The 21,117-nt window shown below is 74.3% G+C and carries 15 protein-coding genes; 13 read left to right on the forward strand and 2 right to left on the reverse strand.

The genetic code is table 11. The features are described 5' to 3' along the window. Window positions 1-125: 125 nt before the first annotated feature. Window positions 126-2,921, forward strand: a complete 2,796-nt coding sequence (locus tag IPL61_39795) for a valine--tRNA ligase (protein MBK9037323.1) — start codon at window positions 126-128, stop codon at window positions 2,919-2,921. 66 nt (window positions 2,922-2,987) lie between these two features. On the opposite strand, the gene IPL61_39800 is transcribed toward IPL61_39795, so the two are convergent. Next, the gene (locus IPL61_39800; protein MBK9037324.1) at window positions 2,988-3,629 is read right to left on the reverse strand and encodes a hypothetical protein; all 642 of its coding nucleotides are present in this window, start codon (window positions 3,627-3,629) and stop codon (window positions 2,988-2,990) included. Window positions 3,630-3,793: 164 nt separating this feature from the next. Here IPL61_39800 and IPL61_39805 point away from each other — a divergent pair, with 164 nt between their 5' ends. After that, window positions 3,794-4,405, forward strand: a complete 612-nt coding sequence (locus IPL61_39805; GenBank protein MBK9037325.1) for a hypothetical protein — start codon at window positions 3,794-3,796, stop codon at window positions 4,403-4,405. Window positions 4,406-4,418: 13 nt separating this feature from the next. Here the strand turns inward: IPL61_39805 and IPL61_39810 are convergent, their stop codons facing one another. Continuing rightward, the gene (locus IPL61_39810) at window positions 4,419-4,931 is read right to left on the reverse strand and encodes a hypothetical protein (GenBank protein MBK9037326.1); all 513 of its coding nucleotides are present in this window, start codon (window positions 4,929-4,931) and stop codon (window positions 4,419-4,421) included. Between the two features lie 218 nt (window positions 4,932-5,149). On the opposite strand from IPL61_39810, the gene IPL61_39815 reads away from it, so the two are divergent. The 11 genes from IPL61_39815 (at window position 5,150) to IPL61_39865 (ending at window position 21,115) form a co-directional block, all read left to right on the forward strand. Beyond that, window positions 5,150-5,716, forward strand: a complete 567-nt coding sequence (locus IPL61_39815) for an isochorismatase family protein (GenBank protein ID MBK9037327.1) — start codon at window positions 5,150-5,152, stop codon at window positions 5,714-5,716. Between the two features lie 93 nt (window positions 5,717-5,809). Next, window positions 5,810-9,187 carry an insulinase family protein gene (locus tag IPL61_39820; GenBank protein MBK9037328.1) on the forward strand — a complete coding sequence of 1,126 codons (3,378 nt, stop codon included), beginning with the start codon at window positions 5,810-5,812 and terminating at the stop codon, window positions 9,185-9,187. 74 nt (window positions 9,188-9,261) lie between these two features. Further along, window positions 9,262-12,060, forward strand: a complete 2,799-nt coding sequence (locus tag IPL61_39825) for an insulinase family protein (protein MBK9037329.1) — start codon at window positions 9,262-9,264, stop codon at window positions 12,058-12,060. A 42-nt stretch (window positions 12,061-12,102) separates the two neighbouring features. Then, window positions 12,103-13,008, forward strand: coding sequence for a cation diffusion facilitator family transporter (locus tag IPL61_39830; GenBank protein MBK9037330.1), 906 nt, complete (start codon window positions 12,103-12,105; stop codon window positions 13,006-13,008). Window positions 13,009-13,187: 179 nt separating this feature from the next. Beyond that, window positions 13,188-14,633 carry a DUF2083 domain-containing protein gene (locus tag IPL61_39835; protein ID MBK9037331.1) on the forward strand — a complete coding sequence of 482 codons (1,446 nt, stop codon included), beginning with the start codon at window positions 13,188-13,190 and terminating at the stop codon, window positions 14,631-14,633. Next, window positions 14,630-15,907 carry a crotonyl-CoA carboxylase/reductase gene (gene ccrA / locus IPL61_39840; protein MBK9037332.1) on the forward strand — a complete coding sequence of 426 codons (1,278 nt, stop codon included), beginning with the start codon at window positions 14,630-14,632 and terminating at the stop codon, window positions 15,905-15,907. The genes IPL61_39835 and ccrA overlap by 4 nt, the downstream gene beginning before the upstream one ends. Next, complete coding sequence (locus tag IPL61_39845; protein ID MBK9037333.1) at window positions 15,904-16,392, forward strand: VOC family protein; 489 nt, start codon at window positions 15,904-15,906, stop codon at window positions 16,390-16,392. Before ccrA ends, IPL61_39845 begins: the two co-directional genes overlap by 4 nt. 44 nt (window positions 16,393-16,436) lie before the next feature. Beyond that, on the forward strand, window positions 16,437-17,231 hold the full coding sequence (locus IPL61_39850) for a hypothetical protein (protein ID MBK9037334.1): 795 nt from the start codon (window positions 16,437-16,439) through the stop codon (window positions 17,229-17,231). A 95-nt stretch (window positions 17,232-17,326) separates the two neighbouring features. Then, window positions 17,327-18,466: a hypothetical protein gene (locus IPL61_39855; GenBank protein MBK9037335.1), complete on the forward strand. Its 1,140-nt coding sequence runs from the start codon at window positions 17,327-17,329 to the stop codon at window positions 18,464-18,466. A gap of 67 nt (window positions 18,467-18,533) precedes the next feature. Further along, complete coding sequence (locus IPL61_39860) at window positions 18,534-19,916, forward strand: TolC family protein (protein MBK9037336.1); 1,383 nt, start codon at window positions 18,534-18,536, stop codon at window positions 19,914-19,916. Then, a complete protein-coding gene (locus IPL61_39865; protein MBK9037337.1) occupies window positions 19,904-21,115 on the forward strand; it encodes an efflux RND transporter periplasmic adaptor subunit in 1,212 nt (403 codons plus the stop codon). Before IPL61_39860 ends, IPL61_39865 begins: the two co-directional genes overlap by 13 nt. The last annotated feature ends 2 nt before the right edge of the window (window positions 21,116-21,117 follow it).

Below are 21,117 nucleotides of genomic sequence, written 5' to 3' on the forward strand. Positions count from 1 at the left end.
GGCAATACCACGCGCGGCGCGACGGCGCGAGCGCCTGAACCGGCCCCAGCCAGGCCCGCGGCCGCCGGCCGCACCCTCGCGGCGGTCGCGATCGCCGCGCCGCGTCGTGGTAGCGTCCCGGCGCCATGACGACCGCGGCCCTGTCCAAGCAGTACGACCCGTCCGACGTCGAGCCTCGCCACCTGCGCGCGTGGCTGGAGGCGGGCTACTTCCACGCCGACGCGGCCAGCCCGCAGGTCCCGTACGGCGTCACGCTGCCGCCGCCGAACGTCACCGGCTCGCTGCACATGGGCCACGCGCTCGGCTCGACGCTGCAGGACATCCTGGTCCGCTGGCGCCGCATGGGCTCGTGGAACGCGATGTGGATGCCGGGCACCGACCACGCGTCGATCGCCGTGCACGTGCTGCTCGAGAAGGAGCTCAAGCGGCGCGAGAACAAGACCCGCCAGGACCTCGGCCGCGAGGCGTTCCTCGAGCGGGCCTGGATCTGGAAGGAGCGCTCGGGCAACCGCATCTCCGAGCAAGAGAAGGTGCTCGGCTTCTCGCTCGACTGGGCGCGCGAGCGCTTCACGATGGACGAGGTCTCGAACAAGGCCGTGCGCGAGAGCTTCGTGCGCCTGTTCGAGGAGGGCCTGATCTACCGGGCCAAGAAGATGATCAACTGGGACCCGGCCAGCGCGACCGTGGTCAGCGACCTCGAGGTCGACACCGTCGAGGAGAAGGGCCACCTGTGGGAGCTGCGCTACCCGGTGGTCGGCTCCGACGCCGTGATCGTCGTGGCCACGACCCGGCCCGAGACGATGCTCGGCGACACCGGCGTCGCGGTCCACCCCGACGACGAGCGCTACAAGCACCTCGTCGGGCAGCTGGTCGAGCTGCCGCTGACCGGCCGCCAGATCCCGATCGTGGCCGACACCTTCGTCGACCCCGCGTTCGGCTCGGGCGCGGTCAAGGTCACGCCGGCCCACGACTTCAACGACTACGAGTGCGGCCTGCGCTGCGGCCTGCCGGCGATCCAGATCATCGACGCCAAGGGCCTGATGTGCGCGCCGGCGCCGGCCGCCTACGTCGGGCTCACGGTCGACGCCTGCCGCAAGCAGATCGTGGCCGACCTCGAGGCCGCGGGCGCGCTCGGCGAGATCAAGGATCACGTCGTGCCGCGCGGCCGCTCGCAGCGCTCGGGCGCGGTGGTCGAGCCCATGCTCATGGAGCAGTGGTTCGTGAAGACCGAGCCGCTGGCGGCGCCGGCGATCGCCGCGGTCGAGTCGGGCAAGACCAAGTTCGTGCCCGAGCTGTGGACCAAGACCTACATGCACTGGATGACCAACATCAAGGACTGGTGCATCTCGCGCCAGCTGTGGTGGGGCCACCGCATCCCGGCCTGGTACTGCGCCTGCGGCCACATCACCGTCAGCCGCGCCGACGCCACCGCGTGCGGCGCCTGCGGCGGCGCCGACCTGCGCCAGGACGAGGACATCCTCGACACCTGGTTCTCGTCGGCGCTGTGGCCGTTCTCGACCCTGGGCTGGCCCGACAAGAGCCGCGACCTGTCGACCTTCTACCCCAACGCGGTGCTGGTCACCGGCCCCGACATCATCTTCTTCTGGGTCGCGCGCATGATGATGATGGGCCTGCACTTCATGGGCAAGGTGCCGTTCCGGACGGTCTACCTGACGTCGATCGTCACCGACGAGAACGGCGTCAAGATGTCCAAGACCATCGGCAACGTCCTCGATCCGCTCGACGTGATCCACGGCGCGACCCTCGAGCAGCTGATCGAGCGGACCGAGGCCGACGTGCCCGACGCCAAGAAGCGCGAGGAGGCGCTCCGCAACGTGCGCAAGACCTTCGCCAAGGGCGTGCCGGCGATGGGCGCCGACGCGCTGCGGTTCGCGCTGGCCGCGCTCAACACCTCGGGCCGGTACATCCGCCTGTCGGCCGATCGGGTCGAGGGCTACCGCAACTTCATCAACAAGCTCTGGAACGCGTCGCGGTTCGCGCTGATGAACCTCGAGGGCCACGACGCCGACAGCTTCGAGAGCCAGCTCGCGCACACCAAGGTCCACCTGACCCTGGCCGACCGCTGGATCCTGTCGCGCCTGCAGCGGGTCGCGACCGAGGTCGACACCGCGCTGGCCGGGTTCCGCTTCAACGACGCCGCCAACGCGCTCTACCAGTTCGTCTGGCACGAGCTGTGCGACTGGTACATCGAGCTGGCCAAGCCGCACCTGCACCTGCCCAACGACGGCACCGCGCCGTCGCCGCAGCGCAAGATCGCCCAGGGCGTGCTGGCGTTCGTGCTCGAGCGCACGCTGCGCCTGCTGCACCCGATCGTGCCGTTCGTGACCGAGGAGATCTGGCAGAAGCTGCCCAAGCCGAGCCACCTGCCGGCGTCGCTGATGATCACGATCTACCCGCGCGGCGAGGACCAGCTGATCGACGACGAGGCCGAGCGCGAGATGGCGCTGGTGCAGGAGCTGGCGGTCAGCGTGCGCATGCTGCGCTCGACCTACAGCGTGCCGCCGTCGTGGAGCGTGCCGGTCGAGGTCCGGATCGCCGACGAGGCCGCCCGCGCGATCGTCGATCGCCACCAGGCGCTGATCGAGAACGCGGCGCGCGTGACGATGAACCTGACCGCCGGCGGCGGCCCGGTCGAGGGCAGCGCCAAGGAGATCGTGCGCGACCTGGCCGAGATCGTGATGCCGCTGGCGGGCCTGGTCGACACCGCGGCCGAGCAGGCGCGCATCGGCCGGGACATCGTCAAGGCCGACAAGGAGATCGCGCACCTCGAGAAGAAGCTGGCCAACCCGCAGTTCGTCGAGCGCGCGCCCGAGGACGTCATCGCCGAGCACCGGGCGCGCCTGACCGAGGAGGAGAACCGCAAGCGCCGCCTGCTCGAGGCGCTGGCGCAGCTGGGGTGAGCTTCAACGCGAGACTCCCGGCGCGTCGGCCTGCGCTCGACCGGAAGACGTTCAGGCGCTGAGCCGTCAGCCGCCGGTCTGACAGCCCTGGTCTGGATCGCGCAGCTCGAGCGTCAGGTCGAACACCAGCGGCAGGCAGTCAGCCTCGCCCGAGTACTGGCTGACGGCGATGATCGCGTGGCGCTCGACCGCGCCGGCGTTGGCGAGGCAGACCGCGGCGCGGCCGTCGGTGAGCGCGCCGCCGCGATCGGACTCGGTCGCCACCACGGCGGCGCAGCCGTCGAGCGCGCGGACCAGCGCCGGCGCGGTGACGTCGGCCGGCGCGGCCACGACCCGCGCGACCTGCCCGGGCGGGATCGTGATGGCGTAGTACCGGCTGGGCCCGCCGATGCCGCTGGCCGAAGCGCCGCAGTCGCCGTAGCCGCCGCCCGCGGTGTCCTGCCCGGTCAGCGCCATCCCGGGCGTCAGCGCGACCGCGCCCGCGCACAGGGCCGGCGTCGGCGTCCCTGGCGCCGCGCAGACAGGGAACGCCTGCACGCACACCCCGGCGTCGGGCGCGGACGCGTCGACGGCGGCGGCGTCAGGGCCGGGCGCATCGGGGGCGTCGCCCGGGGTGTCGTGGCCCGCGCACCCGCCGAGGACCAGCGCGATCACGATGGCGGCGCGGCGCGCGACGGCGGCGGGTGCGGCGGGAGGAGGTCGGCCCATGCGTCGATCGTACGGCGCCCGCGCGGACCGCCGATGGCGGCCGGGCACGCGATCGGCTACGCCCGCGCGCCAGATCACACGCACGCCGCCCCGCCGCGGCCGCGCCGTGCCACCCGGGGACACCTGACGCCGCGTCACGGTCTCCGCCCGCGTAAGATGCGGTCATGGACGAGCTGACGCGCCTGATCGATCGCCCCGACGGCGGCATCGACGTGATCGGGACCTACCTCGACGACCTCGACGGCGCGGCGCGGTGGCGCGGGGTCCGCGCGCTCGATCGCGATCGGCAGCGGATGCTGTACGAGAAGGCGGCGGCGGCCGCGCCGATCGACCTCGCCCACTTCGTCGGGGACGCCGGCCCGCGGGTCGAGGTCATCCACGACGGCGTCAACACGCTGCCGGTGCCGACGCCGCTGCGCCGCTTCCAGAAGCGGTTCTGCCGCCCGGGCGGCGGCGACGACGCGCGGCTGTTCGGCTACAACGAGGGCCCGACCCGCGCGCTGGTCGGCCCCGGCTACTTCGTCGCGATCCCGACCGCCGGCCGACCGCACTGGCAGGCGCGCGGCGCGGTCGTGGTCGACTACTTCCAGGTGCCCGAGGCCGAGGTCGCGCCGGGCTGGCCGCGGGTGGTCCCGAACGACTGGCGGCTGTCGCGCTTCGTCTACCACCGCACCCGCGACTTCATGCGCCGGGTGTCCCGCCACGTGTCGATCGGCGCCGCCTACAAGGTCGAGCGCCCGCTCGATCACTACTTCGTCCTGTGCCGCCAGGCCTGACGCCGCCGCGCGCTCACGCGTCGGGGCAGCCGTCGTCGTCCTCGAAGCCGTCGTGGTCCTCGGGCTGGTTCGGGCACAGGTCGTCGACGTCGAGGACGCCGTCGCGGTCGTTGTCGGGATCGGGGCAGCCGTCGGCGTCCTCGAAGCCGTCGTGGTCCTCGGGATCGTCGGGGCACCGATCGACCGGGTCGAGCTGGCCGTCGCCGTCGCGGTCGGCGCGGTCGAGCTCCGCGCAGCCGTCGGCGTCGTCGATGCCGTCCTTGTCCTCAGGCTCGAACGGGCAGCGGTCGTCGACGTCGAGGATGCCGTCGCGGTCGTTGTCGGGGTCGGGGCAGCCGTCGTTGTCCTCGAACGCGTCGATGTCCTCGCTGGCGTCGGGGCACTGATCGTCGGCGTCGGCGATGCCGTCGCCGTCGCGGTCGCGGTCGCCGGCCCCGCCGACGTTGCCGGGGCCGGTGCCCACGCCGGTCGAGGTGGTCGCGGCCGGGCCGCAGCCGAGGACGAACGCCAGCATCAGGTAGCGCATCGCCGCGAGCGTACCGCGGGCGCCCGGTCACGCGACCGGCGGCGTGCACACGCCGAGCTCGGCCCGGCACGCCCCCTCGACGCAGCACCCCAGGAACACGATCGCGACGAGCGCGCGGGTCATGGGGCGATCGTACGCCGCCGCGGCCGTGGCGGCGGCGGGTGTGATCGCGCCGACACCTGGCAGCGGCGGCGCGGGTGTGGTGCAGTAGCGCCCCGATGCTCGCCGCGCCGCTCGATCCGTCCACGCTCGCGCTCCTCATCATCGACGTCCAGGACCGGCTGGTGGCCGCGATGCCGGCCGAGGTCGCCGCTACCGTCGAGCGCAACCTCATCACCCTGGCCGCCGCCGCCGAGCGCTTCGCGCTGCCGGTGATCGTGAGCGAGCAGTACCCCAAGGGCCTGGGCCGGACCACCGCCGCGGTCGCCGGCGCCCTCGAGGCGGTCCGGGGCGTGTGCTTCTTCGAGAAGATCGAGTTCGCGGCGTGCGCCGCGCCGGCCTGGGCCGAGGCGGTCGGTCCGGATCCGCGCAAGATCTACCTGGTGACCGGCATGGAGACCCACGTCTGCGTGTTCCAGACCGTCCGCGCGCTGCGCGGGGCCGGGCACGAGGTGATCGTGCTCGCCGACGCGGTCGCCAGCCGCACCGAGCGCAACTGGCAGACCGGCCTCGACCTGTGTCGACAGACGGGCGCGCTCATCGCCACCACCGAGATGGTCGTGTTCGACCTCCTGGGCAAGGCCGGCACCGACGACTTCAAGGCGCTGTCGCGGCTGCTGCGCTGACCCGTCGGCCGGACCTCCGGCCAGTGCCGTCGCTGATCCCGAATTTGACCGACGGCCCACGATCGTCGGGGATCGCTGTGGCATCGTCCGGCGATGATGTCGAGGAAGGTCGCGGGCAGCCGCGGCGCGCTGGGTGTCGCGATCGTTGCGGCGGTGATGATCGCAGGGTGCGCGCGCTGGGCCGATCCGCCGCGCTACGGCAGCCTGCAGCGCGACGGCGACCGCCGGTTCGACTTCGCGCACGGCATCCAGCTGTTCGAGGTCGACAACGGCATGCGCTTCGCGATCCTCCGCGACGACCGCAGCAACGTCGCGACGGTCGACGTCCGCTACGACGTCGGCGCCAAGGACGATCCGCCCGGGCGCGCCGGCCTGGCCCACCTGGTCGAGCACCTGCTGTTCGAGCCGCGGGCCACGCCCGACGCGGCGCCGCTGTCGGTTGAGATCGAGGCGATCGCGCTGGCCACCAACGCCGAGACCTCGTGGGACGGCACCCACTACTACGCGAGCGTGCCGGTCGCGCAGCTCGACCAGATGATCGCGCTCGAGGGCCGGCGCCTGGCCACGACCTGCGCCCAGCTCGACGACGCCACGATCGCGCGCGAGCGCGACGTCGTGATCGCCGAGAACGCCGAGCGCGCCGGGCCCAGGGCCGCCCTCTACCAGGACGTCCTGGGAGCGATCTACGGCGCCGACCACCCGTACGCACGGCCAGTCTCGAGCGACGAGATCGCCGGCGTCACCCGCGCCGAGATCTGCGGGTTCCTCGCCGCCCAGTACGCGCCCGCCCGCGCGTCGCTGGTCGTCACCGGCGACGTCGACGTCGAGCACGTGCGCCAGCTGATCGGCCGCACGTTCGGGCCGATCGCGCGCGGCCGCACGATCGCCCCGGCCCGACGGGCACCGCCGCCGCCGCTCGACGGCCAGACCGTCCGCCTGACCGGCCCGGTCGAGCGGCCGACGGCGCTGGTGGCGTTCGCGACCCCGCCGATGGGCGCGCGCGGACGCGCCGCCGGGCTGCTGGCCTCGGTGCGGCTGGCGCAAGCGCTCGACGAGCTCGACGCCGACGCCGACTGGGTGCTCGACACCCAGGTCGAGCTGATGGGCGACGCGCGGGCGCCGACCCTGGTGGCGGTGCTGACGGTGCGCGAACCCGACCAGCTCGAGGCCGCGACCGACGAGGTCTACGCCCGCGCCGACGCGATGCTGCGTGGCCCCGGCGGCGACCTCGATCTCGTGCGCACGCTCATGGCGCTCGGGTTCATGGACAGCTGGGACGACGCCGGCGCCCGGGGCCCGTGGATCGCCGAGTTCTTGCAGTACGCCGAGCACGATCGGTTCATGCTCGAGGAGCTGCGCGGCCTGGCGGCGCCGTGGCCGACGCTCATGCAGCCCCTGGCCGGGCGGTTCTCGCCGCCGCGCAGCCGGCGCGTGCTGATCACCCCAGGCGGCGGCGGGCGGCGCGCCGGGGCGGTGGCGGCGGCAGCCCACGGCGATCACGTCTGGCGCCTGCCGGTCGACCCGGCCGAGGCCGACGGCCCGCTGCGCGTCGTCGCCGACGACCCGGGCCCGATGCTCTCGCGCTACACGCTCGCCAACGGCCTCTCCGTCGAGCTCGCGCCCGACGACACCGCCGCGGTCATCGACGCGCGCCTGGTGTTCCCCGCCGGCCGAGCCCACGCCGATCCGGCCCACCCGCTGGTGCCGACCGCGGCCGCGGTGTTTCTCGAGTTCGACGCCGAGGGCTTCTACGAGCGCAAGGAGCTCGACAAGCTCGAGTGGGCGCTCGAGCGCGGGACCGTCGCCGACGTCGACGTCGACGACACCGCGACGACGTTCCAGGTGCGCGGGCTGCCCCACTTCGGCGACTGGCACGTCTGGTACCTGTCGGCGCTGCTCGACCGCGGCCGCTACAACGACACCACGCTGGCCGCGATCCACCGGGTCGGCCGCCGCCTCACCGGCGCCGCCGCGCGCGCCAAGGCCACCGACGACACCGCCGCCCGCACGTTCCTGACCCGGGTCTACGGCGTCGATCATCCGTTCGCGCGGCCCCCGGTGGCCCTGGGCCCCGCGTACACCGCGCTGTCGGCGGCGGAGCTGGGGGCGTGGAAGCGCGCGCACTACCGGCCGCGCGGCGCGACGCTGATCGTCAGCGGCAAGTTCGACGTCGCGGCGATGAAGCGCGAGATCGACGAGCTGTTCGGGCCGTGGGCCGACGTCGCGCCCGCGCCGCTGCCAGCGATCCCGGCGATCGCGCCGACGCCGACGCCGAGCTGGCTCGCGGTCGAGGCCCGCGACGCGCTGCAGGTCGACGCCACGCTGGCGTTCGCGCTGGCGCCGGCGCCGCGGCAAGGCCCGGCCCGGCTGCTGGTCGAGGAGATGCTGGCCGATCAGCTGCGCGACGTCCGCGAGGCGCTCGGCGCGAGCTACGGCGTGTACCCGCGCCTGGCCCTGGCGCCCGGCGTCGGCGGCGCGCTGTTCGTCGAGGGCCAGCTCGACGAAGGCCAGGCCGGCGCCGCGGTCGCGCGGATGCTCGCGACGATCGCGACCTTGCGCACCGACGAGGCCGTCCGCCGCGACGCGTTCGTCCGCGCCCGACGGGCGCTCGTGGCCCGCGCCTCGATGCGGCAGGCCGGCGCTCACGCGGTCGCCGACGAGCGGACCCGGGCCGCGGCGGTCGGCGTCGGCGACGACGTCTCGGTCGCGCTGGCCCGTCGCCTCGCCGGCGTGACCCTCGCCGAGGTCACCGCGGTGCTGACCGACAGCCTCGGGCCCGAGCGCATGGTCGTGCGCCTGACCGGGCGCCTGGCCGCCGTCGACGCCGCGTTCGCGGCGCTGGGCCAGACCCCCGAGCGCTTCCTCGAGCCGGCGGCGCCGGCCCCCGACCCGAGCCGGGCGCGCCCGCGGCCGCGCCCGACCACGCCGGCGCCGACCGACGACGACCACGCCCCGGCCGAGCGCCTGGCGGTCGATCGCTGGGACAGCGACGGCAACCGCCACGACGGCCTGTTCCAGGGCGATCGCGCGATCGCGCGCGACGCGTTCCTGCGCACCGCCGGCCGCACCGATCTGATCGACCGCATGAGCGCGCGCTGGTGGCTGCGCGTCGGCCTCGGCGCCGGCGCGGTGGCGACCGTGCTCGGCGGCGTGGCGATCGCCGCCACGGCGCGGTCGTGCGATGGCGTCGTCGATCTGCCGGGCCCGATCCGCGAGGTCCAGGTCTGCATCGACGAGCGCGACAGCCAGCACAACCTCGGCGGCGCCGTGATCGTCGGCGGCGCGGTCCTCGCGGTGGCCGCGTTCTACCTGTCGGATCGCGCGCCGACCAAGGCCGAGCTGCGCCAGGCGGCGTCTCGCTACAACTACCGCCACGGCGGCGCCGCCGCCCCCGGCGCGGTGTCCGGCGTCCGGCTGGCGCCGACGGTGTCCCCGGACGGCGTCGGCGTGATCGTCGCGGGGCACTTCTGACCGTCACAGCTCACGACCACGCGCCGCTGATCCACGAGCGGCCGTCCGCGGCGCACCCACACAGGAGGAACGAGATGCACAGCTCCCGGGCTCTGACCCTCGCGGCCGTCGCCGCCACCCTCGCCGCCTGTGGCCCGCCCACGGTCAACTTCGGCGGGCTCAAGCCCGACGGGCGGACGCTCAAGGTCCACAACCAGGTCCGGCTGCTCGAGCTGAGCAACGGCATGCAGGTCGCGCTGGTCCCCGACGATCGCTCCAACCTGGTGTCGGTCGACGCCCGCTACCGGGTCGGGTCGAGCCAGGATCCCGCCGGCCGCGGCGGCCTCGCGCACCTGGTCGAGCACCTGGCGTTCCAGATCCCCGGCGACGGCCAGGGCACGCCGATCTACGACAAGATGACGTCGCTGGCGCTGACCTTCAACGCCTACACCGATCACGACGTCACCCACTACACGTCGACCGCGCTGGCCAACCGGGTCGACGCGCTGCTCGAGCTCGAGGGCCGCCGGCTCGAGGCCTCGTGCGCGGCCATCCCCGACGCGGCGTTCGTGCGGGAGCGCGACGTCGTGCTCGAGGAGGACGCCCAGCGCAGCTCGGCGTGGACCGACGTCCTGGCCCAGATCGATCGCGCGGTCTGGGGCGCGCGCCACCCGTACGCCCGGCCGGTCGGCACGCGCGAGGTCGCCCAGGCCACCAAGGACGACGCCTGCGGGTTCTTCGACAGCTACTACACGCCCAAGCGCGTGCTGCTGGTGGTGTCCGGCAACATCAACCCCGACGCGCTGCAGCCGCGGATCGGCCGCCGGTTCGGGCCGATCACCCGGACCTCGTCGGTGCCGGCCGTGCTCGATCCGCCGGACCCGGCGCGGCTGACCGGCACCCAGAGCTCGCACACCGGGGACGTCGATCACCCGACCGCCCTGGTGTACTTGCCGGCGCCGCCGTGGGGCTCGGCCGCGGCGGTGCGGCACGACGCGCTGATGGCGCTGCTCGGCGGCGCGCTGGCCGAGCTCGACGACGCCAAGGACTGGGTCGTCGAGACCGGCGTGGGCTACCGGGGCGACGGCTACCAGCGCGTGACGCTGGTCTTCGTCGAGGTCACCGACGCCGCGCGCCTCGACGACGCGGTCGAGGCGGTGCTGCGCGCCGGCCGGGAGGTCCTCGACGACGCTGACCACGACGGCAACGCTGACGACGACGATGACCCCGACGACCGCACGATCGCGCACCGGCTCGCGGCGCTGCGCGGCCGGCTCCAGACCAGCACGATCACCAGCAACGATCGGTTCTGGGGCAAGGGCGCCAACATCGCCGACTACCTGACCTACACCGACCACCGCGACTTCGCGTTCGCGCGCATGCGCGCGACCGACGCGCTGACCGGCAACGACCTCGTCGCCTACGCCAAGGAGGTCTTCGATCCCGCGCACATGCACGTCGCCAAGGTCCTGCCCAGCGGCAAGCCCGGCGTCAGCGTCCGCCGGACCGTGGCGGCCGCCGAGCACGAGTACGATCTGCCGGCGTGGCGCACCGCGGTCGACCCCGCCGCCGCCGACCGGCCCGAGCCGCTGCCGCCGACCCAGCCCAAGGTCGACGTCGACGAGGTGCGCCTGACCAACGGCCTGCGGGTGCTGATCTACAGCGAGCCCACCAGCGCCGGGTTCGAGGCCCGCCTGATCTTCCCGCGCGGCCGCATCGATGAGCCCACCGATCAGCGCGGCGTCGCCGACGCCGCCGCCGGCCTGCTCAACCACGACTTCGACCGCACGTTCCCGGCCCAGACCGTCGAGACCATCAACTGGGCGCTGCGCCTGGGCACCCAGCTCAGCGCCGACGCCGCCGAGGACGTGACCGTGTTCTCGAGCCGCGGCCTGGCGATGTTCGGCGACTGGCACCTGTGGCGCCTGGCGTGGCTGATCGATCAGGGCGTCTACAGCGGGGACGTCATCAAGGCGTGGCGGCGCGAGCTGCGCGAGGCCACCGACCGCGACGCCTCGCCGTCGGGCCTGGCGTTCCACCAGCGCCTGTACGGCGTCGGCCACCCCTACGCGCTGCCGCCGCCCAGCCTCGCCGACGTCGCCCAGCTCGGCGCCGGCCAGCTCCGGTCCTGGCGCAGCCGCTACCTCGGCCTCGACGGCGCGACGCTGATCGTCAGCGGCGGCTTCGACCGCGCGGCGATGCGCCAGCACGTGATCGATCTGTTCGGCGCCATCGGCAAGCACACCCCGCCCCCGCGCGGCGACGTGCCCGAGGCCAAGCCGGCGCCGGGCCCGAGCTGGATCGGCACGCGCAAGCCGGGTGACGCCCAGGTCGGCCTGTACGTGAGCTTCACCGCGACCTCGGCCCGCGACGGCGATCGCTGGGCCCGCGCGGTGCTGAGCGCGATGATCGAGGACCGGCTGCGGCTGGTGCGCGAGGGCATGGGCGCCAGCTACGGGGTCTCGAGCGGCTACGACGTCGGCGTCGCCGGCAGCACGCTCGACATCGTGACCGCGCTCGATCCCGCCCGCGCGCCCAAGGCCGCCGCCGCCGTCGTCGCGGCGCTGGCCGCGCTGCGCGCCGATCCGCGCACCGCCGCGGCAGACTTCGTGCGGGCGCGCCGCCGCCTGGTCAGCGACGCGCTCGCGACCGCGACCGACGTCGACTCGGTCGCGGATCGCCTGGCCTGGGCGGTGCGCCACGGCGGCGACCTCGGCCAGCTCGACCACGTCGCCGCCGACGTCGCCCAGGTCACGCTCGCGCAGGTCGCGGCCGTGGCCCAGGCCGACCTCGACCCCGCGCGCATGGTGGTCTCGGTCGACGGCCGGGTCGAGCCGGTGACCGCGACGCTCGAGGCGCTCGGCGCGACCGACGTCGCGTGGTTCGACGAGTGAGCGCGTGGCGGCGCGCGCCGTGATCGGCTAGAACCGTCGGCCATGGCTGGCTCGACCGGACAGGTCCTCACGTCGCTGGTGGTCAACCTGGTGATCGCGGTGGCCAAGGGCGTGGCCGCGGTCATCACCGGCTCGGGCGCGATGCTGGCCGAGACGATCCACTCGTTCGCCGACTGCGCCAACCAGGTGCTGCTGCTGCTCGGCATCAAGCAGTCGCAGCGCCCGCCGTCGGAGACCCACCCGCTCGGCTACGGCCGGGCGCTGTACTTCTGGTCGTTCATCGTCGCGCTGCTCTTGTTCTCGGGCGGCGGCGTGTTCTCGATCTACGAGGGCGTCCACAAGATCCGCCACCCCGAGCCGGTCAGCGACATCCTCGCGGGCGTGATCGTCCTGGGCCTGGCGATCCTGCTCGAGGGCTACGCCACGCTCGGCAACCTGCGCGAGATGCGCGCGCGCCGCCAGGGCGCCCCGCTGTTCCGCTACCTGCGCGACACCAAGGACTCGGACCTCATCGTCGTCTTCGGCGAGAACGCCGCGGCCGTGCTCGGCCTCGTGCTGGCGCTGGGGTCGCTGGTGATGGCCAAGACCACCGGCGACGGCCGCTGGGACGGCGTCGGCTCGCTGGCCGTCGGCGTCGTGCTGGTGGCGGTCGCGGTGTTCCTGGCCACGGAGATCAAGTCGCTGCTGGTCGGCGAGCGCGCCGATCCGACGATCGAGGCGATCGTGCGACGCCTCGCCGCGGACGACCCCAGCATCGAGGGCATCCTGAGCGTGCTCACGGTGCAGCAGGGGCCCGGCGAGGTCGTCGTGATGATGAAGGCGCGGATGAAGGCCGGGCTCACGACCGGCGGCTCCCTGTGCGCGGCGATCAACGCCTTCGAGGGCCGCCTCCGGGCCGCGGCGCCCGAGGTGAAGTGGTCGTTCATCGAGCCCGACGTCGTCGCGTGACGTGGCGCCGGCCCGCCACCGTCACCGGAGGTGCGCCCCGGCCGCGCCCCGGCCGACACCGCGCCCCGCGCCGTAGCGTGTCGCGTTGACAACCTGAAGTTGGTTCTCCGCACATCTCCCTTGTCATTGCCGTAACACGTTGCCAATACTAGCCCTGCGCCTTCACAGCGCAGTGCGCCATGGACTCCGCAACGATCGGCCAGCGACTCCGCCAGCTCCGCCTGGCCCGCGAGATCTCGCAGGCCGAGTTCGCCAAGCAGCTGGGCATCTCGCCGGCCTACCTGAACCTGCTCGAGAAGGGCCGCCGCACGATGCAGTTCCCGCTGCTCCTGCGGGCGCTGACCTTGCTCGGCGCGGATCTCGAGCAGTTCATGGCCGCGGCCTCGGGCGCGCGGCCCGAGGACACGCTGGCCCACCTGCTCGACGATCCGCTGACCGCGACGCTGGCGCTCGACGAGCACGACCTGGCGCGGCTGCGGTCCGAGCCGCGGGTCGCGACCACGATCGCCGCCCTGTACCACCTGTACAAGAACACCCGGGCCCAGCTCGACGTCGCGATGACCAAGCTCGAGGCCGGCGGGCCGGTGCCGCTGGGCTACGCGCCGGGCGACGAGGTCACCGACTTCCTCGAGCGCCACCGCAACTACTTCCCCGAGCTCGAGGCCGCCGCCGATCAGGTCCGCGCCCGGGCCGAGCTGCCGCGCCGGTTCCCGGCCGAGGCCCTCGCCGCGCTCCTGGCGACGCAGTTCGGCGTCGCGGTCGAGCTGGTGGCGCCGGCCGGCGCGTCGAGCGTGGTGCGCGCGTTCGATCCGGTCGAGCGCACGCTGTCGCTGTCGACCGACCTCACCGATCAGGCGCTCAAGTTCCAGCTCGCCCACGTGATCGGCCTGTGCGTGCTCGACGGCAACCAGCTGCACGCGCGCCTGATCGAGGCCGCCGCGCCGCGCCACGGCGAGACCGGGGCGCTGATCAAGATCCACCTCGCGAACTACTTCGCCGGCGCGCTGCTCCTGCCGTACCAGGAGTTCTTCGCCGAGGTGCAGCGGACCCGCTACGACGTCGCGCGGCTGATCGGGCTGTTCGGGTCGTCGTGGGAGGCGGTCGCGCACCGCATGTGCAACCTCGGCGATCCGCGGGCGCTGGGGCTGCCGCTGCACTTCCTCCGGGTCGACGCGGCCGGCAACGTGTCGAAGCGCTACTCGGCCTCGGGCCTGCGCTTCCCCGCCGGCCACGGCTCGTGCCCGAAGTGGGCCGTCCACAGCGCGTTCATGACGCCGGCCCTGATCACCCGGCAGTACTCGGCGATGCCCGACGGCCACACCTACTTCTGCTTCGCCAAGGTGATCTCGCAGCCGGCGGCGGGCTCGCTGGTGCGCGGCGTCAACTACGCCATCGGCCTGGGCACCCGGGCCGAGGCCGCGCGGGCGATGGTCTACGCCGACGACGTCGCCCGCGATCGGCCGGTGCCGGTCGGCCTGACCTGCCGGTTCTGCGAGCGCACCGACTGCTCGCAGCGCGCCGCGCCCAGCTACAAGTTCCCGCTGACCATCGACGAGAACGTCAAGAAGGACAACTTCTTCTCGCCGCTGGTCGACGCCGACCGCGTGCCCCCATCGAAAGGATGACCGTGACCCGAGAGCTCTACCCGCTCGGCGACGTGCCCGACCTGGGCACCGTGCCGTCCAAGATGCTGGCGCAGGTGATCCGCGGCGATCGGTACGGCGAGCCCGCCGACGCGTTCCGCGAGGAGCCGATCGACGTCCCGCCGCTGGGCCCGCACGACGTGCTGGTCTACGTCATGGCCGCCGGCGTCAACTACAACAACGTCTGGGCGGCGATGGGCATGCCGGTCGACGTGATCAAGACCCGGCAGAAGAAGGGCGAGCCCGAGGACTTCCACATCGGCGGCTCCGACGCGTCGGGCGTGGTCTGGGCGATCGGCAGCGCGGTCACGAACGTCGCCGTCGGCGACGACGTCGTCGTCCACTGCGGCATGTGGGACGCCGCCGACCCCTGGGTCGCGGCCGGCAAGGACCCGATGCTGGCCCCGTCGCAGATCATCTGGGGCTACGAGTCCAACTGGGGCAGCTTCGCCCAGTACGCGCGCGTGCAGGATCACCAGTGCCTGCCCAAGCCGCCGCAGCTGACCTGGGAGGCCGCCGCCGCGTACATGCTGGTCGGCGCCACCGCCTACCGCATGCTCCACGGCTGGGCGCCCAACGTGGTCGGCCCCGGCGATCCGGTGCTGATCTGGGGCGGCGCCGGCGGGCTCGGGTCGATGGCGATCCAGATCGTCAACGCCGCCGGCGGCCGCGCGATCGCGGTCGTGTCGGGCGACGCCAAGATCGACTACTGCAAGCAGCTCGGCGCGGTCGGCGTGATCGATCGGCGCAAGTTCAAGCACTGGGGCAAGCTGCCGCGCTGGAGCGACGAGCTCGAGTACGGCCTGTGGCTCACCGGCGCGCGCGCGTTCGGCAAGGCGTTCTGGGAGGCGCTGGGCGAGCGCAAGAGCCCGACGATCGTGTTCGAGCACCCGGGCGAGACCACGCTGCCGACCTCGTGCTTCATGGCCGAGACCGGCGGCATGATCGTGATCTGCGCCGGCACCACCGGCTACAACGCCACGCTCGACCTGCGCTACCACTGGATGCGGCAGAAGCGCCTGCAGGGGTCGCACTTCGCCAACGACGCCCAGGCCGCGGGCGTCAACCAGCTGGTGATCGACGGCAAGGTCGACCCGTGCCTGGCGCGCACGTTCGCGTTCGCCGAGACCGGCACCTGCCACCAGCTCATGCGCGAGAACAAGCACCCCAGCGGCAACATGGCGATCCTGGTCAACGCGCCGCGGCCGGGCCTGCGCACCCTGGCCGAGGTCCGCGCCGCCGGCGGTGGCGCGTGACCGCGCGACCGTTCCGGGTCCTGGGCCTGCAACAGATCGCCGTCGGCGGCACGTCGAAGGCGGCGCTGCGCGGGCTGTGGGTCGACCTGCTCGGGGTCGCCGCCGAGGGCAGCTTCCGCAGCGAGCGCGAGAACGTCGACGAGGACATCTGCGCGGTCGGCGCCGGCGCGGCCCGGGTCGAGATCGATCTGATGGAGCCGATCGATCCGGCCCGGGCGCCGCGGGTGCACGAGCCGGCGCTCAACCACGTCGGCCTGTGGATCGACGATCTGCCGGCGGCGGTGGCCTGGCTGACCGCGCGCGGCGTGCGGTTCACGCCCGGCGGCATCCGCGCCGGCGCCGCGGGCTTCGACGTGTGCTTCATCCACCCCAAGGGCAACGCCCTTGCGCCCCACGGCGGCGAGGGCGTGCTGATCGAGCTGGTCGCCGCACCGCCGGCGCTGGTCGCGGCGATGGACGCCCTCGCGGCCGCGCCCGGGGTGTGACCACGGCCGCGCCAGGGCCGGCGGCGCGGGTGTACGATGCCGCCATGCGCTGGCTCGTGCTGATCCTGATGATCGCCGGCTGTGCCTCGGGCACGGTGGTGAGCGGCGACGGCGGTGGCGGGGACGGCGGCGGCGACGTCGACAGCAGCGGCGGCGATCCCGACGGGCCGCCACCGGTCGACGCCGGCGTCGACGGGCCGCCGTGCGCGAACAGCCCGTGCGATCTGTACGCGCAGTGCGGCTGCGCGGCGGCCGCGCCGGTGTGCGATCTCGATCCGGCCATGCTCGCGACCGGCGCCACCGCGTGCCGGGTCGACATGTTCGGGGGCACCGAGGGCACGACGTGCACGCGCTCGTCCACCTGCGCCGCCGGGCACTCGTGCGTGGGCGGCCGCTGCCGGCGGTTCTGCCAGGACGACGCCACCTGCCCCGGGGCCGGCGGGCTGTGCATCCTGACGGTGTCGACCGGCGCGACCACGATCCCGGGCGTGACGATGTGCACGACCGACTGCGCGCCGACCTCGACCACCAACGCCTCGTGCCCGGCCGGGTGGGCCTGCCACGTGTACTTCGACCAGGCCGGCAGCCGCTACCTGTCGGACTGCGACGCGCCGCCGGCCTCGGGCGGCACCGTCGGCGCGACCTGCGCCGGCAACGACAGCTGCGCGCCTGGCCTCGACTGCGTCACGCTCAACCCCGGCGGCCCGCAGTGCCGACCGACCTGCGTGTGCCCGGGCGGCAACTGCGCGGCCGGGGCCTGCGCCGGCGGCACCGGCAGCTGCCGCGGGTTCACCACGCCGGTGGTCATCGGCGCCGTGACCTACGGCGCGTGCTTTTGAGCGGGGGGGGGGCGCCGCGACCGTGATCTCGGGCACGGCCGGTGGCACCGACGGATCCGCCCGTCGTCGTCGTCGGATCTGATACGCTGGCGGCGATGCGCTACCTCGTGATGTTCGCGTTCCTGACCGGCGCCGCCGCCTGCGGCGAGGTCTCCAGCAATATCCCTGACGCCCAGACCACGTGCGTCCCCGCGTGCGGGGCCAACGCGACCTGCCAGGGCACGGCGTGCGCCTGCGACAGCGGCTACGAGATGGTCGCCGGCGCGTGCACCGACATCGACGAGTGCGCGGTCGGCAACGGCGGCTGCGCCGCCGACGCGATGTGCACCAACACCGCCGGCGCGCGGACCTGCGCCTGCGACGCCGGCTTCCTCGGCGACGGCCTCGCGTGCCGGCCGGTCTGGACGCTCGAGGCGACGGTCGCGTTCGACATCAACCCCAGCAACTTCGGCGCGGCCTTCGTCGCCCACAACAACTTCGTGTTCATCGGCGTCGAGACCAACACGCCGACCGCGAAGGCGTTCCGCTCGTTCAACACCAGCAACATGATGCTGTCGGGCCCGCTGGCGCTGCCGCCGACCTCCTCCGACGACTTCTGCGCGTGCGGCGCCACCCAGACCATGGTCAGCAACGGCACGACCATCTACATGTTCGGTAACTACGCCATGTCGTACGACCCCGCCACCAACCGGTGGCTGGCGATCAACGGCTACACCACCGGCGCCGACTACCGTCGCGCCGAGGCGGCCAGCGTCTACAACCCGATGAGCGGCCTGGTCGAGATCTTCGGCGGCCGCGGCCCGGTGGCCGACACCGTCACGTACCAGGCCCCGGCCACGTTCGCGTTCGGGTCGAACCTGCCGATCGCGATCACCGACGCGGTCGCGTACCTGCCGGCCAACGGCGCCACGATCTACATGGCGGGCGGTCAGCAGCAAGGCGGCGCCGATCGCATCCTGACCCGGCCGACCAGCCTCAACAGCTGGACCATCCTCGGCGCGGCCCCGGGCTCGCTGAGCTCGCCGATCGGCATGGGCGACTTCGGCTCCCGGATCTGGGTCGCGACCCGCGAGCGCAAGATCTACTTCTTCGACCCGACCGCGATGGCCTGGGACCACACGCTCGATCTGCCCGGCGACACGCTCGGCGTGGTGACGACCAACGCCGGGACGTTCGCGTTCGTGCACACCGCGACGGCGATGCTCGAGGTCTACAAGCTCGCGAACATCGACTGATCGCGGCCGCCAATCGCGCGCCCGGGGCGGTTGCCAAGCCCGCGAGGCCGGGCATAGTCCGCAGTCGATGCGCCGCACGCCCCCGGCCACCGCCAGCATCCTGCTCGCGGTCGTCGCCACCGCCGCCGCCCAGCCGGCTCCGCCGCCCCCGCCGGCGCCACCATCACGGCCGACCTTCGTCGCCGCGGTCGACGATCCGCTGCTCGCGCCCCCGGCGGCGGCCGCGGTCGAGGTCGGGTCCTGGGCCGAGGCGCAGCGGCGGCTGCGCGACGGCCCCGAGCACGCGCGCGCCGCCGCCGAGCTGGCCCGGACCCGCGCCGGCCTGCGGGCGGCCCGGGCCGCGCGCATGCCGACCGCGCAGGCGACCGCGTCGCTCGCGCTCGATCTGGTCCACCCGGGCACCGCGCCCGGCGTCGCGCCCAGCGCCGACTACACCCCGACCGCGCCGCTGGCCTCGGCCGCGATCACCGCCTCGGTGCCCCTGCTCGACGTGGCCGCCCGGCGCGAGCGCACGGCCGCCGCCGCCGATCAGCGCGGCGCCGAGGCCAGCCGGCTCGACGTCGAGCGCCGCACCGCCCAGCGCGCGGCCCGGGCCGTGGTGGCGGTGCTCGCGGCGACCCGCGCGACCGAGCTGACCCGCGCCGGCCTGCGCCTGGCCCTCGAGCGCGCGGCCCTGGGCCAGCGCACGTTCCAGCTCGGCGCCGCCACCGAGCTCGACGCGCTCCGCACCGCCCAGGACGTGGCGGTGGCACGGGCCAGCGTGATCGCCGGCGACGAGCAGCTCCGGTTCGCGCGCGAGGCGCTGGGGCTCGCGCTCGCGGTCGATGGCGAGGTCGGGCTGGCCCCGGCGCTGACCGGCGACGCGCTGCTCGGCGACCTGGCCCGGCAGTGCCGCCCGCTGGCAACCGGCGAAGAGCGCGCCGACGTGGCCAGCGCCCGCGCCGACGTCGAGGTCGCCCGCGCGCGCCAGGCGCAGGTCGAGGCCACCGCGCTGCCGACCGTCGAGCTCGCGACCAACCTGAGCGCGTACACCACCGACCCGGCGCCCGGGCGCATCCCGGCCTGGTCGCTGGCGCTGGTGCTGCGCGTGCCGATCTGGGACGGCGGCCGCCGCGCCGCCAGCGCCGCCCAGCGCGCGGCCGCGGTCGCCGACGCCGCGGCCGTCACCGACGGGGTCCGCCGCGCCGCCGCGCTCGAGATCGCCCGGGCCCGCCGCGGCGGCGCGGTCGCGACCGCGCTGGTCGCGGCCGCGGTCGAGGCTCGCGACCTGGCGGCGCGGGTCGACGCGATGACCCGACGCTCGTTCGAGATCGGCCGCGCGACCAGCCTCGAGCTGGTCCAGAGCGCGACGGTGCTGCGCCAGGCCGAGCTGACCCTGGCGCTGCGCGAGTTCGAGCGGCTGGCCGCCGAGGTCGACGCCCTGCTGACGGAGGCCCGATGCGTGCCGTGATCGCCCTGGTCCTGCTGACGACGTTCGCCGCGTGCGGCGGTGAGCCCGCCGCGCGCAAGCCGCCGCCGCCGCCGCCGCGGGCGGTCCAGATCCAGACGATGGCCCTGGCCGAGGCCCGGGTCAGCGGCGAGTACCTCGGCTCGCTGCTGTCGCGCGCGAGCCTGACCGTGCTGCCCCAGGTCGCCGGCTACGTCCGCAAGATCCTCGTGCGCCCCGGCCAGGCCGTCGCCGTCGGCGCGCCGCTGGTCGAGATCGACGCGCGCGAGGAGAGCGCGGCCCTGTCGTCGGCGTCGGCCCAGGCCGACTCGGCCGCCGCGGCGCTGGCGCTGGCGCAGCAGTCGCAGGCCCGCATCGAGGCGCTGCACCGCGAGGGCCTGGCCACGGCCCAGGAGCTCGACAAGGGCCGCGCCGACGTCGCGGCCGCGACCGCCGCGGTCCGCGCGGCCGGCGCCCAGGTGTCGCAGCGCCGGGTCGCGGTCGGCAACCGGGTCGTGCGCGCCGCGGTGCCCGGCGTGATCGGCGACGTGCAGGTCCGCCTCGGCGACTACGTCACGGCCACCTCGCGCCTGACGACGATCGCCGGCGACGACGGCCTCGAGCTCACGGTCGCGGTGCCGGCGGCGCGCGCGCGCGGGGTCGCGGTCGGTACGCCGATCGAGGTGCTCGACGACGACGGCGGCGTGGTCCACGCGACGACGGCGTTCTACGTCGCGGCCGAGGCCGATCCGCGCACCCAGCTGGTCGCGGTCAAGGCGGCGGTGCCGTCGAGCCTGGGCCTGCGCCCGAGCGAGCTGGTCCGGGTCCGGGTGGTCTACTCGGTCGGCACCGCGCTGCAGCTCCCGGCGCTGGCCGTGGTCCGCCAGGGCGGCGCCGCGTTCGCGTACGTGGTCGGCGAGCGCGACGGCAAGCTCGCGGTCGAGCGCCGGCTGATCGAGCTCGGCGCGCTGGGCCCGCGCGGGTTCGTCGTCGAGCACGGCCTCGCGCCCGGCGACCGCGTCGCGGTGTCGTCGATCCAGCTCCTGAAGGACGGCGCGGCGGTGACGATCGCCGGCGCGGACGCGCCACCGTCCGCGCCTGGGCCCGCGCCCGTGACGCCACACTCGACGCCCGCGCCCGCACCCGCACCGACCCCGACCGCGCCCACGCCCGCGCCGCCGGCCGGGCCCACGCCGACGGCCCCCGCCGCCACGGGGCGGTGACG

Source organism: Myxococcales bacterium (assembly GCA_016717005.1).
Lineage (GTDB): Bacteria > Myxococcota_A > Polyangia > Haliangiales > Haliangiaceae > UBA2376.

Excerpts from the sequence above, each read along its gene's own strand:
- IPL61_39850 (MBK9037334.1), top strand. The coding sequence starts at position 16,437 with ATGCGCTGGCTCGTGCTGATCCTGATGATCGCCGGCTGTGCCTCGGGC.
- IPL61_39830 (MBK9037330.1), top strand. The coding sequence starts at position 12,103 with ATGGCTGGCTCGACCGGACAGGTCCTCACGTCGCTGGTGGTCAACCTG.
- IPL61_39800 (MBK9037324.1), bottom strand. The coding sequence starts at position 3,629 with ATGGGCCGACCTCCTCCCGCCGCACCCGCCGCCGTCGCGCGCCGCGCC.
- IPL61_39855 (MBK9037335.1), top strand. The coding sequence starts at position 17,327 with ATGCGCTACCTCGTGATGTTCGCGTTCCTGACCGGCGCCGCCGCCTGC.
- IPL61_39835 (MBK9037331.1), top strand. The coding sequence starts at position 13,188 with ATGGACTCCGCAACGATCGGCCAGCGACTCCGCCAGCTCCGCCTGGCC.
- IPL61_39860 (MBK9037336.1), top strand. The coding sequence starts at position 18,534 with ATGCGCCGCACGCCCCCGGCCACCGCCAGCATCCTGCTCGCGGTCGTC.
- IPL61_39865 (MBK9037337.1), top strand. The coding sequence starts at position 19,904 with ATGCGTGCCGTGATCGCCCTGGTCCTGCTGACGACGTTCGCCGCGTGC.
- IPL61_39795 (MBK9037323.1), top strand. The coding sequence starts at position 126 with ATGACGACCGCGGCCCTGTCCAAGCAGTACGACCCGTCCGACGTCGAG.
- IPL61_39805 (MBK9037325.1), top strand. The coding sequence starts at position 3,794 with ATGGACGAGCTGACGCGCCTGATCGATCGCCCCGACGGCGGCATCGAC.
- IPL61_39815 (MBK9037327.1), top strand. The coding sequence starts at position 5,150 with ATGCTCGCCGCGCCGCTCGATCCGTCCACGCTCGCGCTCCTCATCATC.
- IPL61_39810 (MBK9037326.1), bottom strand. The coding sequence starts at position 4,931 with ATGCGCTACCTGATGCTGGCGTTCGTCCTCGGCTGCGGCCCGGCCGCG.
- ccrA (MBK9037332.1), top strand. The coding sequence starts at position 14,630 with ATGACCGTGACCCGAGAGCTCTACCCGCTCGGCGACGTGCCCGACCTG.
- IPL61_39825 (MBK9037329.1), top strand. The coding sequence starts at position 9,262 with ATGCACAGCTCCCGGGCTCTGACCCTCGCGGCCGTCGCCGCCACCCTC.
- IPL61_39820 (MBK9037328.1), top strand. The coding sequence starts at position 5,810 with ATGATGTCGAGGAAGGTCGCGGGCAGCCGCGGCGCGCTGGGTGTCGCG.